The organism is Microcystis aeruginosa NIES-843, assembly GCF_000010625.1.
In the GTDB taxonomy this organism is placed as follows: Bacteria; Cyanobacteriota; Cyanobacteriia; order Cyanobacteriales; family Microcystaceae; genus Microcystis; species Microcystis aeruginosa.
The window spans coordinates 4,950,801-4,967,675 of the sequence record NC_010296.1 but is presented as its reverse complement, the minus strand read 5'-3'; the positions used below and the strand labels follow the sequence as shown (position 1 = coordinate 4,967,675).

Here is a 16,875-nt window from a genome sequence, read left to right as displayed (position 1 = left end):
TCAGCAAAATCGCTGTAACCATGATAACATCGTTGTTAAATAAAAATCTTTCTCAATTAATTCTTAAGAATTTGTAAATATTGCGGAATGTTAATTTAAATATTCTCAAGTTTTTGGAGTCAATAAATAATTTTTGCTTATCTTTGTCCAACATGGGGTTAGAAGTCAGTTATCAGTTATCAGTTATCAGTTATCAGTTATCAGTTATCAGTTATCAGTTATCAGTTCACTGAGAAAACTCCCCACACCCTACACCCTACACCCCACACCCTACACCCCACACCCCACATTACTTCCCTAGAACGATCTTTGGGACAAGATTAAGTTTAAAATCTGAAATAGATGATTTTTTTCAGGATCGAGTCAAGTTTATGGCAGATATTGTCGATATTGCGGTCAGTGCCGATAATTTTAAAACTCTAGTGACGGCGGTACAAGCCGCTAATCTTGTGGATGCCCTAAAAAGTCCTGGCCCGTTCACGGTTTTTGCCCCCACCGATGAAGCTTTTGCCAAATTGCCCCCCGGGACGATTACAACCCTAGTGCAGAATATCCCCCAATTAACCCGAATTCTCACCTATCACGTCGTTGCGGGCAAATATATGCAGGAAGATTTGGCAAAATTGGCTGTAGTGACTTCTCTAGAGGGTTCACCGATTCCCGTCGATTGTAGCGAAGGTTTTGAGGTGAAAAATGCCACGGTGGTCGCGGGTAATATCGAGGCAGATAATGGCGTGATCCACGTCATCGACACGGTGATCCTGATGGGTTAGTTTTTGACCGGCTTTTCCCCGGGCCGCATCCAGAGCAAATCTATCTTATTTAGTGACTAAATATACAGACACTTTTGCTTGTTTATGGGTTCGATGATCGACGGAGGAAAATGCCCACTTTCTGCACTTTCTTGTCTGTACCTGTTCAGACTAAATTCTGTTATTAAAGACTGATTATCTATTGATCCTTTTGCCTATTACATGAGTAGAAAACGGGTTTCTCGGAGAAACCCGTTTTCTGTGCGTTACTCAGTAATGGCAGCTCAGTTATCAGTTATCAGATGTTAGTTTTCAGTTCACTGATTACTGTTTACTGATCACTGAAAAAACCCTACCTATTCCCCAGAAGCATTAGGACTGATTTTGAGAACTAAAACCCCTAAAGGTGGTAAACAGAGATCAATCGAGTAGGGACGGCTATGATAGGACCATTCCTCCGACCATTTACCGCCGAGGTTGCCCATATTACTACCGCCATATTTACCCGCATCGCTGTTAAAGATTTCCTGATAAAAACCGGGATGGGGTACACCAACGCGATAATGGCTGTGGGGTTGGGGAGTAAAATTACAGACCACCACCAGAAACTCCTGCCAATTTTTGCTCCAGCGCAGGAAAGAAACGACACTATGACTATTATCACTACAGTCGATCCACTCAAAGCCATCCTGACCAAAATCCTGGGTATATAAAGCAGGTTCACTCTTATAGGTGGCGTTCAAATCTGAGAAAAAGCGTTTTAGCTGTTGATGGGGTTCGTACTGCAAAAGACCCCACTCCAAATCACCCCAAACATTCCACTCACTCCACTGGCCAAATTCCATGCTCATAAACATGGTTTTCTTGCCGGGGTGGGTAAACATATAACTAAATAATGCCCGGACATTGGCGAATTTTTGCCACTCATCCCCCGGCATTTTGCCAATCATATTACTTTTGCCGTGAACCACTTCATCGTGGGACAAAGCCAGCATATAATTCTCGCTGTGGTTATACCACATACTAAAAGTGACATTATTTTGATGGAATTGACGGAACCAGGGATCCATGCCGAAATAATCGAGCATATCGTGCATCCAGCCCATATTCCACTTCAAATTAAAGCCTAAACCGCCCATATAGGTGGGCCAGGACACCATCGGCCAAGCGGTGGATTCTTCGGCAATAGAGAGAATTCCGGGGAAATAGCTAAAAATTACATGATTAACTTGACGCAGGAATTCCGCTGCCTCTAAATTTTCCCGGCCACCGTACTCGTTAGCCACCCATTCCCCATCTTTACGACAATAATCGAGATAGAGCATAGAAGCCACCGCGTCCACGCGAATGCCGTCAATATGGTACTTATCGAACCAAAAAAGAGCATTAGCGACGAGGAAATTTCTGACTTCGTTGCGACCGTAGTTAAAAATTAAGGTTCCCCATTCCTTGTGTTCCCCTTTGCGCGGGTCGCCGTGTTCGTAAAGATGAGTACCATCAAAGAAAGCTAACCCGTGGCCATCTTTGGGGAAGTGACCGGGGACCCAATCCACTAGCACACCAAGGCCATTTTGGTGACATTGATCGACAAAATACATGAAATCTTCAGGATTGCCGTAGCGACTGGTGGGGGCAAAATAACCCGTCACTTGATAACCCCAAGAACCATCAAAAGGATGCTCGGCGATCGGTAATAATTCGATATGGGTGTAACCTAATTCTTTAACGTAGGGAATTAGTTTTTGGGCTAACTCGTAGTAACTCAAAAAGCGCGCCCCAGTGTTCCATTCCGACACGGGAACCGCTTCCCCTTCCCCAGAAAGTAAACGGGGGGGTTCGGCACTAGAAGCGTGCAGCCAAGAACCGAGGTGTAATTCGTAAACGGAAACCGGTTGAGTTAAAGGATCGCTATGGCGGCGTTTTTCCATCCAATCGCTATCATCCCAAGTATAGCTATCTAAATTAGCCACGATCGAGGCGGTTTTCGGGCGTACTTCTTGGGCAAAACCGTAGGGATCAGATTTTTCGTAAATATGACCTTCCCAATTTTTGATCTCGTATTTATATTTAGTGCCAACACCGATTTCTGGGATAAACAATTCCCAGACCATATTATTACGTTTCCGCATTTGGTGATCACGACCATCCCAGTTATTGAAATCACCAATAATCGAGACGTTGCGGGCATTAGGGGCCCAAACTGCGAAATAAACCCCTTTAATACCCTCGATTTCGGCTAAATGCGCCCCTAATTTTTCATAAATGCGATGATGGTTGCCCTCCCCAAACAGGTGTAAATCAAAATCGCTCAGTTTGGCAGAACGGAAGGCATAGGAATCATAGATTACCCGTTCCTGTTCCCCCTCGTGGATGCGTAATTGATAATTGTTCAGTTCACTGATATCGATAACGCACTCGAAAAAATGGGGGTGATAAGCGGTCGTCATGGGATATTCTTGTCTTTGGGACGGTAAAATAACCCAAGCGGCCGTGGTTTTCGGTAAATAGGCTCTAACAACCCATTTATTGACTTTTCCTTCTTCTTCTAGGGGATGGGCCCCCAAAACCTCAAAGGGATCGTGATGGAGGTTGTTGACGATTTGATGGACTTGTTCGGGGGATACCACTATAGACATTCATTTACCACTCTTGACATCTACAATACTTATAGCAAGGAAATAGTCATTTTTTTGTTGCCTTCTGGGAATTCTCAAACTGATGGTATATTCTGCCTACTTAGGGTCTGCTGAAAAAGTTTTTCGTGGGGGTAGGGTGTGGGGTGTGGGGTGTGGGGTGTAGGGTGTGGGGTGTGGGGAAGTGGGGTGTGGGGTGTGGGGAAGTGGGAAGAATAAATAAAATAATCTCCTGTCTCCTGTCTCCTGACGACCGGCTCCTGACTCCTGACCCTAACAACAATTTTTGATTTTTACAAGAGGTCTATGGTAAAACTGCCAATTTAATCCGGCTCTGGTCATTCCCGATTTTACATCTTCCCCAGTATCGGTTATAAATTTATCGCTCAATCTTCTTTCATTTTATCTCTACACGGTTCTTAACTGGAACGAGTTTGATCGCTAGGAGATTGACTTTCCTCTAATTCAGCTTTGATTTTTACCGAGTCTTCAATCTGCTCGGCCTCTCGCTTAAATTCACTTTCAAATTCCTTGGATGCTTCTTGAAATCCTCGAATCGTTTTGCCTAAACTGCGACCGATTTCTGGTAATTTTTTCGGTCCGAAAACTAGCAGGGCAATCAAGAGAATTAACCCCATTTCCGGTAATCCAATCCCAAAAATATTCATTTTTTTGCTCCTAATAAAAAACTCGCGGTGGGCAATAACCCACCTGCCAAAGTCCGAGGGATAATTCTGCCGCCAAAAATGGCGACGAGATTGTTGGAATCTGCTTACTGACCCCAATCTACATTAAATCCTTCTAAAATTAGGGAGGAGTTGTAGATCTGTAAAATAATCAGCAAAAAGACTAAAAACAGAGCCATAAAAACTCCCATCAGCAAGGTAGTTCCCCAACCGGGAGAAACTTTACCATATTCCGAGTTGAGGGGACGAAGGATTTCACCTAAGCGTGTACGCTGTGCCATAAGTTACCAAGAAAGATCTGTAAATGATAATTTTGTATTGATCCGTAATTTGACGAAGTGCCAACCGGTCAACCCAGTGAGATAAAATCTACTGCTGTTTCCAGTGGAGCTTTTTTGGTCTAATTCCGAACGGAATCGTTTTTCGCCTGCCCTGCCACGCCCACAAGAATCTGCAAGCGCCTACAGTACGGGAATTATTCTAACATTGTTTGGTGATCTTCTCAGGATTTAGGAGATGGTCGATGGGAGTTGAGGTGATGGGGGAGAAGGGAGATGGGAGAAAAAAGCTGATCGATCAGTGATCACTGATCAAGTCTCCTTCGGTGCTATGATTGAGGGTGTAAAGTTTTATTGCAAAGGTATTCGTCTTGGTTAAGCTGAATACTGACAAAAGGTTAACAACACTACCTTAAACAAGCTCTCAAGAGAGGATACAGAGAACACATGGCTTACACACTTCCCCCTTTACCCTACGATTACACTGCCTTAGAGCCTTGCATCACCAAAAGTACCCTAGAATTCCACCACGACAAGCACCACGCCGCTTATGTCAATAACTATAACGGTTTGGTCAAAGATACGGAACTCGATGCTCTCTCTTTAGAAGAAGTTATCGTTAAGGTTGCCGGTGATGCTTCTAAAGCTGGGGTTTTCAACAATGCCGCCCAAGCATGGAATCATAGTTTTTATTGGGACTGCATGAAACCGGGTGGTGGCGGTGCACCTACCGGTGCTTTAGCCGATAAAATTCAGGCAGATTTCGGCAGTTTCGAGAAATTTGTCGAAGCTTTCAAAACTGCGGGCGCTACTCAATTCGGTAGCGGTTGGGCTTGGTTGGTTCTCGATAACGGTACTCTCAAAGTTACCAAAACCGGCAACGCTGACAATCCTTTAACCGCCGGACAGGTTCCCCTCTTAACTATGGATGTGTGGGAACACGCTTATTATCTCGACTACCAAAATCGTCGTCCCGATTACATCAGCGACTTTTTAACTAAGTTGGTTAATTGGGATTTCGTGGCTGCTAATTTAGCGGCGGCCTAAAAATTTGGCTCAGTTAATCAGTTATCAGTTATCAGTTATCAGGGGTTGGGGAGCAGGGAGAAACAATCCATAAGTTGGGAGTTAATCGTACTATTAAAATTGGCAAATCTCTCTAATATTAATTATCCTTAAAATAGATAACCAGAAAAAACTTTTTTAACATCGACCGCGCTTCTCGCACCATGGAACAACCTGTCAGTTGGATTATTCCCCGTCATCCCCGTCCCGATTATCCCCTGTTTGTATTTTTACCCGGAATGGATGGCAGCGGCCAACTATACCATCGTCAGATTAAAAACCTTGCCCCTTACTTCGATCTACGTTGTTTGGTGATTTCCCCGCAATATCTCGGTGATTGGGAGGAATTAAGCACCCTCGTGATCGCTTTATTGGAACAGGAATTAAAGCGACAATCGAGAAAAGTCTATCTCTGCGGTGAGTCTTTTGGCGGCTGTTTAGCCTTGAAAATAGCGACAAAATCACCAAAATTAATTAAAAAACTGATTTTAATTAACCCTGCTTCTTCTTTTAATCAAAGACCTCTTTTAAGCTTGGGAATCGGTATCACCCAGATGATGCCCGATTTCATCCAAGGCAGCTCGGCACTAACTATTTTACCCTTTCTGGCCGCTCTCGGTCGCATATCCCGGGAAGATCGCCGCTCTCTCCTCAAAGCCATGCAATACGTCCCACCGAAGACGATTAGCTGGCGTTTATCCCAGTTACAACGGTTTCAGGTTAGTGCCAGCGAGTTAAAATGTCTGCAATTGGGGGTGTTAGTGATAGCCAGTCAAGGAGATCGACTGTTACCATCGGTAGCGGAGGCTAAACGCCTAATTCAGCAGTTACCCGCGGCAAAATTAACGATTCTGCCCCATAGTGGTCACGCTTGCCTGCTGGAAACCGATATTCATCTCAAAGACATTCTCCATCACCATGCTTGTCTCCCCCGAAGCCTACCCGCAAAAAGTCACTGAGGATGGTTCTTATACCTTTTTTTCGACCGAATTCGGCGAATGTTATCATTCTACCTCTGGGGCAAGGGAAGAAGCCGAGAAAAAATTTATCCTCTCTAGTCGTCTGACAGCCAAAGCAGACCAGAGCAATAATCTGAAAATTCTTGACATTTGTTACGGCTTAGGGTATAATAGCGCCGCAGCCTTAGCGGCCATTTGGCAAGTTAGGGGGGATTGTCGGGTAGAATTATTAGCTTTAGAAAGCGATCGAGTGGTTCCCCTAGCGGCTATTAGAGAAAATCTCTTAAATAGTTGGAGTCAACCAATTCCCGAATATTTAAATGATTTTGCCCATAATCACCGGCTAGACCTGCCTAATCTCACGGCTAAACTGTTAATCGGGGATGCGCGACAGACGATAACCAAGGTGATTGACGCGGGTTTTCAAGCGGAGGCAATTTTTCTCGACCCCTTTTCCCCGGGTAAATGTCCGCAACTGTGGACGGTGGAGTTTTTAGCTTTAGTGGCGAAATGCCTGAGTCCGACGGGTTATTTAGTCACCTATTCCTGTGCTGCCTCGGTGCGAAGGGCTTTACAATTAGCAGGATTGCAGATTGGGGCCACCGATAGCGTCGGGCGGCGATCGCCAGGGACAATAGCCAGTTTTTTGTCCTTACCCCCATCTCTATCGGTACAGGAAAGGGAACATCTGCAAACTAAGGCCGCTATTCCCTATCGAGACGCGACTTTAACCGACCCGGCCGAAGTGATTATACAACGTCGTCGCAGCGAACAGGCTCTCTGTGACTTAGAACCGACTAGCCACTGGAAAAAACGTTGGCAAAGATCGGTTAGTTCGATCGAAATCTCGGAATGAGAATAGTGTGGTTAAATGCCTGATAATTCGGGCTTCTGTCGTTGTAATAGCAATTTTCTCAACAAAAACTACCTATCAGATTGTGGCCAATTGGTATAAGTAGGGTTTGCGGCAAAAAGTTTTTCGGTGGTGGCAGGGTGTGGGGTGTGGGGTGTGGGGTGTGGGGTTTTACCAGTTTTGAGGTGGCCAATTACCTAATTTTCAGAGAAAAAGTACCTGAATTTTCCCCCGATCACTCCCATATCCGGTACTTTTTGATTGACAAAAGGTCTAAAAGTCTTACCCAACAAGGTTTTAAGATTTATTCAGCTAACCCTAACTAAAGACTTGATCGGGATTAATTTGACGGCACAAGCTTTTAATTCCGGTTGCAGGGAAATCGGACAAGCGGCCGGATGGGTGAGACTATTAGCCTCAGCATTTTCTGCCCATAAAGCCCCCCAGTGCATCGGCACAAAGACACAATTAGGAGCAATTGCTTTGGTAATTAAAGCGGGAAAACGGGCAAAACCGCGACGAGAACGCACCTCCACCCATTCCCCAGCTTCTATGTCCAATTTTGCCGCATCTTGGGGATGAATTTCCAGAAAAGGTGCGGGGTGCATTTTGATAATTTTCTCGATGCGGCCGGTGCGGGTTTGGGTGTGCCAGTGACCGTACAAACGCCCCACGGTCAAAACTAGGGGATAATCATCGTCCGGGGGTTCCGCTAAACCTTTACTGTGGTAGGCGGCGAAAACAGCACGACCATCGGCAGTATTAAATTTACCATCGGTATAAAGGCGTTTTGCGGCTGTTTTTTCGCTTTTATTTTCATCTTTAACTAAATTACCTAGTAATTCCCCGGAATTAGCGGTTTTAGAAGCGGAAATTTCATCGATGGAATCGGGCCACGGTCGGGGAGTCTCGGCCAGGCGATCATAATTAATCGCCGTCATATCACAAGGACGTTTATATGTCAACCGGATAAACTCGGAATGTACCTCGGCGGAATCCTTAAAATTAAATTGTGCCTGAAAACCCAAACGGCGACCAACTTCCGCGAAAATTTGCCAATCGGCCTGAGCTTGACCGACGGGAGAGCGAAAAGCTTTATTTAACGTCACCACGCGCTCAGAATTGGTCATTGTTCCCGTTTTTTCACCCCATTGGGCCGCTGGCAGTAATAAATGGGCGTAGGCGCTGGTTTCTGTGGGATAGTAGGCATCCTGATAGACAGTAAAAGGTGATTTTAACAGGGCGGCCTTGGTGCGTTCTAGATCAGGCATACTAACAGCCGGATTAGTGGCGGCAATCCAGAGAAGTTTGACATCTCCCGTCTCCAAACCGGTAATCATACTCCAAGCATCGCGACCGGGGACGGGAGAAATCCGACCGGCGGGTAAACCCCAAGCTTGTTCCACTTCGGCCCGGTGTTGGGGATTTTTGACGGAACGATAACCGGGCAGAAGATGGCAGAGGCCGCCGGCTTCCCTTCCTCCCATGGCGTTGGGTTGTCCCGTTAGGGAAAAAGGACCAGCCCCCGGTTTACCGATATTAGCCGTCATTAGGTGTAAATTGATTAAAGTGCGGGCTTTGGCCGTGCCTTCGCTGGATTGATTGATACCCATCGACCAGAGGGAAAGCACTCTTTTCGATTCGGCCCAGTAGCGGGCAGCCTGTTCTAAATCCTCAATGGGGATACCGCATTTAGGGGCGACTATTTCGGGGGGATAATGGCGGATAATTTCGGCGTATTTGCCGAAATCCCGGGTGCATTTATCGATAAAATGGGTATCGATCGCACCCCAACCCAGTAACAGGTGAGCAATCCCGTTAAATAGGTCAATATCAGTCCCGGGGTTAATGGCTAGGTGGAGATTAGCGGCCTCGGCAGTCTTGGTGCTGCGGGGATCAACGACGATTAATTTCGCTTGTTGGTTGCCTTTGAGATACTTGTGCAGACGGTTAAAGATGATGGGGTGACATTCGGCCGTATTTGTCCCCACCAAAAAGGCACAATCGGTTAATTCCAAGTCATCGTAACAGCAGGGGGGACCGTCAGACCCGAAACTGTCCAGATAAGCGGCCACGGCCGAAGACATACAGAGACGGGAATTAGCATCAAAGTTATTGACTCCCAGACAGCCCTTGACCAGTTTTTGGGCGATGTAGTAATCTTCGGTGTGAAATTGTCCCGAACCGTATAGACAGATACTTTCCTTTTCCCCCTGAGCGATTAGAGTTTGCATCTGGTTAACGATGCGATCGAGGGCCTCTTCCCAAGTACAAAGACGAAATTGATCTTGGAGAGAATCGCGGATCATCGGGGTTTTGAGGCGATTTTTATCGATCGATTCCGCTACGGTGGCCCCTTTAACACAGACCATACCTTGACTGGAGGGGTGGGACTTGTCCCCGAAGACTTTCCATGCTTGTCCGGCCGACGCGGGGGAGGTGACTGTCAAACCACAACCTACTCCACAGTAAGGACATTGGGTTTTTGTAGATTCAGTCATAAGCAGTTGGTCTGATTAGTGGCGCTGTCTTTAGGCATACTTAAGATAGTCGGCAGATTTTCTCGGCCAAATTGTAGTTATTAATACAATTTATTACAAGCCTTAGCTAAATTGCCATTTTCGTGATGCAAATCGCGCATTAAACCTGTCTAGATAAAATTTGCTGATGGGTGTGGGGTGTGGGGTGTAGGGTGTGGGGTGTGGTGCGATTCGTTGGCTAGAAACTAGACAGTAAGACGTTTAGAGGATTAGCCGCTTGGTAAATGTAGTACCTTGATAACTTTATAACCCTACAGGTGCGGGTTAGTAATAACCTTAGTCCTGTCCTCTAGATGCCTAGAGTGACGGCATTTCCTGCTGCTTTAGACTTGGTACATCTGAGGTAGTGAGCGAGGAAAAAAAAGCGGTATCTGATAGCCTAAATCAGAAACCCGTTGAGCCAGAACCTATGGATAGCCCTGGGGCGAAGATACGAATTAACCATCGTCAACACCCACGAGCCAAAAGGCTGACAGGCTCGAAACAAAAGTTAACAGAGTTGGGGCTGATAGCTCATACCACTATCAGTAAGGCATTCCCGTTACTCTGTTGTGGACAGTATCATCCTAAGGGTTCAACCAATGGTTATAGGGAACGAAGTAACCCTGATTGACTCTGCCCGTTCGGGGCAGTAGGAAACCATCCGCAAGTCAATAGAGGGAGAGGATGTCCTTAAAAGCCAAGGCTTTGAGTAATATCAAAGATATGCTGACAAAGGACGGGTAACTAGGAAGTCTAAGCAACAATCAACGGTCATATACGCCCTAAAACCAACAATCTTGTCTGGTGGGGATACAGCCAAGAGGGTTGAATAGACAAGGAAATAATAATTCCCATTATTATTCTACTAATGACAGTAGCCTAGTTACTCAGGAGCCGGATACGGCGAAAGTCGTAAGTCCGGTTTTGAAGCAGGGGGTGGGAAGGCGACTTCCTGCTCTACTGTAACGGGTGTGGGGTGTGGGGTGTGGGGTGTGGGGTTTTATGTTGCCTCTTGCCTGTTGCCTGATCTCAACAAGCAATTTCAATACTTAACAGCTTAAAAAGGCATACACTTGTTCTCGTGTTGAAAAAGAATCGGGATAGGATAATAGTAGTCTCTAGGGTGGGGAAAAAGTTTTCAGCCAGTCATGACCTACGAACCTCTACATCATAAGTATCGTCCCCAAACCTTTGCCGATTTGGTGGGACAATCAGCGATCGCCACGACCTTGAGTAATGCCTTAATCAGTGAGCGAATCGCCCCTGCATACCTATTTACTGGACCCAGAGGCACGGGGAAAACCTCCTCGGCGCGAATTTTAGCCAAATCCCTCAACTGTCTGTCTAGTGACCATCCGACACCGATTCCCTGCGGTAAGTGTTCCGTCTGTCAAGCGATCGCCAATGGTTCCGCTTTAGACGTGATCGAAATTGATGCCGCTAGTAATACCGGTGTGGATAACATTCGGGAAATTATCGAGCGATCGCAATTTGCCCCCGTCCAATGTCGTTATAAAGTCTATGTCATCGATGAATGCCATATGCTCAGTACGGCGGCCTTTAATGCTTTGCTGAAAACTCTGGAAGAACCGCCGGATCGAGTGATTTTTGTGCTTGCTACCACCGATCCTCAGCGTGTCTTGCCTACCATCATCTCCCGTTGTCAACGCTTTGATTATCGCCGTATTGCTCTCGATGCGATGGTGGCACACCTGCAAAAAATCGCCCAAATAGAAGCGATCGATATTAACCTAGAAGCATTAACCTTGGTGGCTCAGATCGCTAACGGTGGTTTACGGGATGCGGAAAGTCTCCTCGATCAATTAAGTTTACTCGCAGGAACGATTACGGCCGAGCGAGTCTGGGATTTGGTCGGTGCAGTCCCCGAAAGAGACCTCTTAACCCTACTTAAAGTCATTCATGGCAATATTCCCGATCAAGTTATCGAACAATGTCGCCATCTGATGAATCGCGGTAAGGAACCTTTAATCGTCTTGCAAAATCTAGCAGGGTTCTATTTAAACCTACTTTTAGCCAAAACCGCCCCTAATCGTCCAGAAATGGTCGCTGTCACTGCTCCCACTTGGCAGGAATTGTGTACGGAAGCGCGTACTTGGTCTTTAGAGGAAATTCTCCGCGGTCAACAACTGCTTAAAGACAGCGAAACGCAACTAAAAAACACCACTCAACCCCGTCTCTGGTTAGAAGTCACTCTATTGGGACTTTTACCACAAGCACAGGTGATTCCTCTAGTTGCCACGGCAGTGCCTTCCCGTCCCCAAACCAGCGTCGAGAGGCCCACTGAAGTGATCACAGCGCCGGCACCGGTGAATCAACCGATCAAACCGGCGGTTATCACCCCGACAACTAGCGTCGCAGTGCCGAAAACTGAGGTTAAAACTGTTGCCAGTGATGACAATCATGAACAAATTTGGCAGCGGGTTTTAGAAGTAATGGAACCCCCCACTACTCGCACTCTCTTGCGTCAGCACGGCAGTCTTTTTAATATGGAAGAATCGAGCGCTTATTTAAGTATATCTTCGGAACAATTATTAAAAATGGCCCGGCTACGATTGACTAATATTGAGTCAGCTTTCGAGGCAGTTTTTCGGCGCCGGATTAAAGTTCATTTACAGGTAGGTTCCGCCACTGCTGCCATGGCTGCGGAAGTTTCCCCATCCCCGGCAGCCAGGATACAACCACCACCGGAAACCGCACCAACCCCACCAATAACTCCCGAAAATAAAGTTATGACCGTGGTGGATATTCCCCCGGTCAAAGAAGCAATTATCGATAAAAAAGAAGCAAAGATCACTGCATCGGGAACCCCAAAAACTCCTAGCACAGAACTGCCCCAAAAAATCTTAAATTTTGATTCATCTTTAGAGACATTAGATCAAGATGTCGATGTTAGTGAAATTTTGGCGGCCGCTCAAAAGTTAGCGAAATCTTTTGATGGTGAAGTGGTCAATATGGGTTATTCACTGCCGGAAAATTCGGCCGCAGAAACTAAAGTTAATAAGTCTCTGGAAAATATGACTATCGTGCGCGGGAGACCTGATGTTAACGAAATTTTAGATAGTTTGGAGGAGGACGAAGACCTTCCTTTTTAAAGCTATCCCAACGGCTTGTGCTAAACTAATAGGATATGCCACGTCTCAGGATTGGCTATTCTTGCTCAAATTCTAGCTACTAGACCTATGACACCCGAAACTAAGGCCAGAATCGATCAATTAGTCCAGAATAACAAAGTTCTTGTGTTCATGAAGGGCAATAAATTAATGCCTCAGTGTGGTTTCTCGAATAACGTCATACAAATTCTCAATATTCTGGGGGTTTCCTACGAAACTGTCGATATTCTCCAAGATCAGGAGTTAAGACAAGGAGTTAAGGAGTATTCCAATTGGCCGACTATTCCCCAAGTCTATATCAACGGTCAGTTTATTGGTGGTTCCGACATTATGATCGAACTCTATCAAAATGGGGAACTACAACAAATAGTCGAGGTAGCCTTAGCTTCCTAAAAATTTTCTAGGTTAGGTTAGCTATCCTAACCTAGTTTAAGCCTACCAAACAGTAATCAGTGATCAGTAATCAGTGAAAAGACGGCAATTTTCTACTTAGGGTTTGCGGCAAAAAGTACGGGCGAAGCATTCGGGCAATAACCTATCGGTGAAACCGTAGATTTTCTATCCGAATGCTTCGCCCCTACAGGATGCGGAGTGATAACTGATAACTGATAACTGATAACAAATCCGTTTTTAATAGTGTGATTAACTCTCAAGTTATGAATTGTTTCTCCCTTCTCCCCACACCCTACACCCTACACCCCACTCTCCTATACCTTTTAAACAGGATTTAGTATCACTCCCCTTTAAAACTGTCCCTTGAATTCCTCTCTATCTTTTGCTACGAGGACACTTTGTTGGGGGATACCGATGTGAATTCCCTTCTCCTCAAAAGCAATCTTGAGACGACGACGATACTCTCTTTCTATATCCCATTGTCGTAATCTTTTGACGACAATTCTGAGCATAATTTCCATCCCCGTGTGAGAAACCCGACTAACACCAGCAACCTCCACGGGATTGATGATATCTTCTTGCCATTGTGAATCTGCAGCCATATTTTCAGCGATGGCTGCCATTAAAGCGATTGCCACATCTGGCTCGGTCTGATAGGCGACTTCGATGGTAAAATCGACCCGCGCCCAATCTTTACTGAGGTTGTGTGCGATAATAATTTGGTTATGGGCAATAGTGATTAAACGTCCATCGTCGGCCCGCAATTGAGTCGCTCGCAAACTCATATTTTCCACCAAACCGATAAACTCCTGAAACTGGATTATATCACCGACAGTGTACTGATCTTCAAAGACAATCAGAAAACCGTTCATCCAATCTTTTAAAAGATCCTGAAAGGCAAAGGTGAGCAATGCTCCCACTAAACCGGCTCCCGTGAGTAAAAAGGCGAAAGAAAGACCCATCCAAGCTAAAAAAATCAAAATTCCTAGAAAAATAGCGATAAATGTGATAATTTCTCGCCAAACTTCTAATAAAGTTGGAGCGCGCAGAATCCTCCTTTCCAAATTTTCCGAAAAAACCGCTCCTTCCTCTACCCACTCCCGTAGTCTGGAATTAACGTAGAGATTAACCATATTGCTCACTGATGTCAGCAGCAACCAGATGATAAAAATCTGTAAAGGAATACGGATTATTCCGCGTCCTTCTAGCCTAGTTTCGGGAAATACATACAAAATCGCCGCTATTCCGGCAAACCAAAGCAGTATCAGTCCAATAAGAGCCAGTCTTTTCCAGAGAATATTTAGCGTTAGTTGTCGCTGAATATCGGCCTGTTGACGGAAATTAGAGGAATCTTCTAGAGAGGCTAAAATCGGTTCTTGGGAGCGATCTTTTCTGGGGGGGGAATTTATAGGTAAATTTCGATCGGATTGACTTTTAGCCTGTTTTTTGAGGAGATTGAAGCGATTTCTTAAACGTTTCTGCCACCAAATTGATACCCAGCTTAAGAAAATTAGCCCCAAAATAATTATAGTGGCAGTCATTACCTGTTGCCGACGAGGGGCGGGCTGACGTTCTTGCCAAGCTTGGATCAAAGCTGTTTGGATGATTTTAACCCATCTGTCCGCTAAATCGGCAACAGAAGAAGAATCGATCAGGGCATCAACTTCTGTCACTGTCAGAATTACCTGTTGCGGTAAATTCTGGTTATCCTTGGCCACAATCACGGTTAAATTATTGAGAGTCGCCGTACTTACTTGCAGGGTTGTCGGATCGAAACCCCGATTGATAATATTATTTAAACCTCTTTCAATGCTCCTAGCCCGTCTTTCTACCGGGGAGAGTTCCCGGGACTCAGAAGCGGTAAAATCTTGGGAGGCAATCTGAAATAAGGCAAATCCATCTAGATTCACGGAAGCATATTCTATATCCCCGGCTACAAAAATCCTTGTCCCCGTGGGAGATGCAAATGGAACTAGAAAATTTTGGCCTAGGGATGGCAGGGAATTAAGAACAAATATACTAACCAAGAGGCAACCCGCCAATCCTTGAATGACCAGATTGAAAATTTTTCCCCGTTGCCGTCGTCCCATTGCCCAAGTTCCCTTTTTGATTAACAATGATCTTTACCCGCTTTCTCAGCTTATAGCAGTTATCTTAATGGTGAGATAGGAAGTTTTCGTTTTGGGGAGTCGGTCGTCTCTCTCCCTTCTCCCCTCTCCCCAACCCCAACCCCTCACTGATAACTGATAACTGATTACTGATAACTGAAATCCCCAACACCCTACTTAACTTCTCATGTCCAATATTTCCCCACAGTGGCGCGAGGAAATTACCTCTTTACCCCCTTGGTTACGGCGTTCGCTCGGCAAATCTAGCGAAATTTCCACGGTTCAGCGCATTATCAAACAAAGGAACATTCATACTATCTGCGAGGAGGGTCGCTGTCCCAATCGCGGCGAATGTTATGCCCAAGGTACGGCGACTTTTTTGTTGATGGGTCCCACCTGTACCCGGTCCTGTGCTTTTTGTCAAGTGGATAAGGGTCACGCACCCATGCCTCTCGATGTGGAGGAACCGCAAAAAGTGGCAGAAGCGGTGCAATTGTTAAATTTAAGTTACGTTGTCTTGACTTCTGTAGCCAGAGATGATATGGAAGACGGCGGAGCCAGTTGGTTCGTGCGGACGATGACAGCCATTCGCGAACTCAATCCCCACACTTTAATTGAGGTGTTAACCCCGGATTTTGCTGGAGGTAAGGGAAGTCAACAGGAACGGGTGGCGACGGTGGTAGGGGCAAAACCTGCCTGTTACAATCACAATATCGAGACGGTGCGCCGTTTGCAAGGACCGGTTAGACGCGGGGCTAAATACGATCGCTCTTTGGCGGTTTTGCGTTATGTTAAGGAAATCGATCGGTCAATTCCGACGAAATCCGGCTTAATGGTCGGTCACGGTGAGACAAAAGAGGAAATTATCGAGACTTTGGCAGATTTACGCGCGATCAACTGCGATCGAGTTACTATTGGTCAATATATGCGTCCTTCTCTGGAACATTTGCTCGTACAGAAATATTGGACTCCCGCAGAATTTAGCGAGTTGGGAGAAATTGCCCAAAAAATGGGGTTTTCTCAGGTTAGATCTGGCCCCCTAGTCCGCAGTTCCTATCATGCGGGAGAGTAAATCAGTGATCAGTTATCAGTTATCAGTTATCAGATGTAAGTTTTAAGTTAATTTTTGTAAATCTACCAAGTTGGGATTTTTACGGGGAAACTCTCGGCTAAAATTGGACGTTACTTTCGATTTTATCACTCAATCCAAGCCTTTGGGGGGTTCTACCCCCCAAACCCCCCGTTGGGGGCGTGGCGCCGCCCCCAAACCCCCGCGCATTAGTTTTTCGGTGGGATGCTTACACGCAGCTGCTGATACGTCTGTAATAATTTAAGAGTCACTGATAATTGCGGCTCTTCGGTTTGTGTTATGCAATGGACGGGGGTTATAAGGGATGGAACCCTTATATAGAAAGGCATTTAGCGTTTTTTGTCAATTGTTTTTTATCTAGAGCGAACTAATCAATTAAGTCTCTTGCCAGATAAGGATTTAGTC

The 16,875-nt window shown here is 45.6% G+C and carries 15 protein-coding genes; 10 read left to right on the top strand and 5 right to left on the bottom strand.

All coding sequences use genetic code 11. The annotated features are described in order from the left end of the window. Positions 1–371: 371 nt before the first annotated feature. The gene (locus tag MAE_RS23480) at positions 372–773 is read left to right on the top strand and encodes a fasciclin domain-containing protein (protein ID WP_002762406.1); all 402 of its coding nucleotides are present in this window, start codon (positions 372–374) and stop codon (positions 771–773) included. A gap of 335 nt (positions 774–1,108) precedes the next feature. Here MAE_RS23480 and glgB read toward each other — a convergent pair whose 3' ends face one another. Further along, on the bottom strand, positions 1,109–3,388 hold the full coding sequence (glgB, locus tag MAE_RS23475; protein WP_012267738.1) for a 1,4-alpha-glucan branching enzyme: 2,280 nt from the start codon (positions 3,386–3,388) through the stop codon (positions 1,109–1,111). A gap of 125 nt (positions 3,389–3,513) precedes the next feature. Here glgB and MAE_RS33610 point away from each other — a divergent pair, with 125 nt between their 5' ends. Next, on the top strand, positions 3,514–3,675 hold the full coding sequence (locus tag MAE_RS33610) for a hypothetical protein (RefSeq protein ID WP_158303559.1): 162 nt from the start codon (positions 3,514–3,516) through the stop codon (positions 3,673–3,675). A 129-nt stretch (positions 3,676–3,804) separates the two neighbouring features. Here MAE_RS33610 and MAE_RS23470 read toward each other — a convergent pair whose 3' ends face one another. Continuing rightward, positions 3,805–4,053 (bottom strand): TatA/E family twin arginine-targeting protein translocase, encoded by a 249-nt coding sequence (locus tag MAE_RS23470; protein ID WP_012267736.1) that lies wholly within the window; start codon positions 4,051–4,053, stop codon positions 3,805–3,807. 104 nt (positions 4,054–4,157) lie between these two features. Further along, complete coding sequence (gene psbH / locus MAE_RS23465) at positions 4,158–4,352, bottom strand: photosystem II reaction center phosphoprotein PsbH (RefSeq protein ID WP_002736544.1); 195 nt, start codon at positions 4,350–4,352, stop codon at positions 4,158–4,160. Positions 4,353–4,796: 444 nt separating this feature from the next. Here psbH and MAE_RS23460 point away from each other — a divergent pair, with 444 nt between their 5' ends. From MAE_RS23460 to MAE_RS33605, 4 genes are all read left to right on the top strand, one after another. Continuing rightward, positions 4,797–5,396: a superoxide dismutase gene (locus MAE_RS23460; protein ID WP_012267735.1), complete on the top strand. Its 600-nt coding sequence runs from the start codon at positions 4,797–4,799 to the stop codon at positions 5,394–5,396. A 182-nt stretch (positions 5,397–5,578) separates the two neighbouring features. Further along, on the top strand, positions 5,579–6,373 hold the full coding sequence (locus MAE_RS23455) for an alpha/beta fold hydrolase (protein WP_012267734.1): 795 nt from the start codon (positions 5,579–5,581) through the stop codon (positions 6,371–6,373). Then, on the top strand, positions 6,333–7,229 hold the full coding sequence (locus MAE_RS23450; RefSeq protein ID WP_041804328.1) for a tRNA (5-methylaminomethyl-2-thiouridine)(34)-methyltransferase MnmD: 897 nt from the start codon (positions 6,333–6,335) through the stop codon (positions 7,227–7,229). The genes MAE_RS23455 and MAE_RS23450 overlap by 41 nt, the downstream gene beginning before the upstream one ends. A gap of 137 nt (positions 7,230–7,366) precedes the next feature. Then, entirely contained in the window at positions 7,367–7,552 is a 186-nt protein-coding gene (locus tag MAE_RS33605) for a hypothetical protein (RefSeq protein WP_041804326.1), read from the top strand. Here MAE_RS33605 and MAE_RS23440 read toward each other — a convergent pair. Beyond that, complete coding sequence (locus MAE_RS23440) at positions 7,535–9,727, bottom strand: molybdopterin oxidoreductase family protein (protein ID WP_012267732.1); 2,193 nt, start codon at positions 9,725–9,727, stop codon at positions 7,535–7,537. The two genes, MAE_RS33605 and MAE_RS23440, sit on opposite strands and share 18 nt — an antisense overlap. 1,169 nt (positions 9,728–10,896) lie before the next feature. Between MAE_RS23440 and MAE_RS23435 the strand changes: the two genes are divergently transcribed. Beyond that, positions 10,897–12,861: a DNA polymerase III subunit gamma/tau gene (locus tag MAE_RS23435; RefSeq protein ID WP_012267731.1), complete on the top strand. Its 1,965-nt coding sequence runs from the start codon at positions 10,897–10,899 to the stop codon at positions 12,859–12,861. Positions 12,862–12,948: 87 nt separating this feature from the next. After that, positions 12,949–13,272 carry a Grx4 family monothiol glutaredoxin gene (grxD, locus tag MAE_RS23430; protein ID WP_002761995.1) on the top strand — a complete coding sequence of 108 codons (324 nt, stop codon included), beginning with the start codon at positions 12,949–12,951 and terminating at the stop codon, positions 13,270–13,272. Positions 13,273–13,622: 350 nt separating this feature from the next. Here the strand turns inward: grxD and MAE_RS23425 are convergent, their stop codons facing one another. Then, positions 13,623–15,362, bottom strand: a complete 1,740-nt coding sequence (locus tag MAE_RS23425; protein ID WP_012267729.1) for a mechanosensitive ion channel family protein — start codon at positions 15,360–15,362, stop codon at positions 13,623–13,625. A gap of 205 nt (positions 15,363–15,567) precedes the next feature. Between MAE_RS23425 and lipA the strand changes: the two genes are divergently transcribed. Both lipA and MAE_RS36250 read left to right on the top strand, forming a co-directional pair. After that, the gene (gene lipA, locus MAE_RS23420; RefSeq protein WP_012267728.1) at positions 15,568–16,452 is read left to right on the top strand and encodes a lipoyl synthase; all 885 of its coding nucleotides are present in this window, start codon (positions 15,568–15,570) and stop codon (positions 16,450–16,452) included. Between the two features lie 70 nt (positions 16,453–16,522). Beyond that, complete coding sequence (locus MAE_RS36250) at positions 16,523–16,714, top strand: hypothetical protein (protein WP_012267727.1); 192 nt, start codon at positions 16,523–16,525, stop codon at positions 16,712–16,714. Positions 16,715–16,875: the final 161 nt, after the last annotated feature.